1 pseudogene is annotated in these 545 nt (G+C 63.1%); it reads left to right on the forward strand.

Going from position 1 to position 545, the window contains the following annotated elements:
* Nucleotides 1-513: pseudogene (locus AO388_RS04940) on the forward strand (tail assembly protein); the annotation flags it as partial.
* Nucleotides 514-545: the final 32 nt, after the last annotated feature.

Consider the following 545-nt stretch of genomic DNA (forward strand, 5'->3'; position numbering starts at 1 on the left):
GAGTACCGCATCGATGTACACAGCGTGCGCGATGCCGTGAATGCCCTTTGCGCGATGAAGCCTGGCTTCGAGAAGTTTCTGCGGACCGGCGAAGAGCGTGGCTTGGTGTTCAGCGTCTTCTGCGGCAAGCGCAACGCCGTCGAGGCCGAGTTCGATATGCAGGGCAGCGACAACACCGATATCCGCATCGTGCCGCTGATCCAAGGCAGCAAGCAGGCTGGCCTGTTCCAGGTGGTGCTGGGCGTCGCGCTGGTTGTGGGAGGCCTTGTCTCCGGTGGTACGAGTACAGCGCTCGGCCTGGGCCTGCTCGGCGCAGGTGCTGCGACGGGGCTTGGCGGCGTGGTGCAGATGCTTTCGCCGACGACCACCGCCAGCGTCGGCAGCAACAATGACGACGGAAACAACCCCAGCTAAACCGTTGCCCAGGGCAACCCTTATCCCGTGCTCTACGGCGAACGAGAGATCGGCGGTGCCGTCGAATCGGGCGGCATCTACACCCAAGACCAACTTTAAATATCGCAAAGCACCCAACCCGCTCCGGCGGG

The sequence above is a fragment of the Pseudomonas sp. ICMP 10191 genome, from assembly GCF_001467335.1.
Classification (GTDB): domain Bacteria; phylum Pseudomonadota; class Gammaproteobacteria; order Pseudomonadales; family Pseudomonadaceae; genus Aquipseudomonas; species Aquipseudomonas cerasi.